This is a genomic window from Pseudomonas sp. AC083 (assembly GCF_979253165.1).
Map to the genome: position 1 here is coordinate 1 of NZ_CEEDDH010000061.1, position 352 is coordinate 352.

Sequence of the window (352 nt, forward strand, 5' to 3'; positions counted from 1 at the left end):
CCGTATAAAAAACAGATTGCATTGACAATGGTCATCGGGATGATTAAATTCTCGATTCCGTTAACATTGCCTCTGCTTTTAAAGTATGTCATTGATGATGTCATTCAAGGCTCGGGGTCGCCTGAAGAAAAGACATCAACTCTACTGATCATAATGGGAATCATGCTCGTATTATTTTTAGTGATGAGGCCGCCTGTTGAATACTATAGACAATACTACGCGCAGTGGACAGGCAGTAAAGTATTGTTTGATATTCGGGAGAAGCTGTTCTCGCATATTCAAAAGCTAAGTCTTCGTTATTATGCCAACACGAGAACAGGAGAAATTATTTCAAGAGTGATCAACGATATGG

At 39.5% G+C, this 352-nt stretch carries 1 protein-coding gene; it reads left to right on the forward strand.

Translation table 11 applies throughout. From position 1 onward, the window contains the following. A partial coding sequence (locus AC0IXA_RS27245; RefSeq protein ID WP_471814874.1) for an ABC transporter transmembrane domain-containing protein occupies nt 1-352 on the forward strand: 352 nt, incomplete at both ends.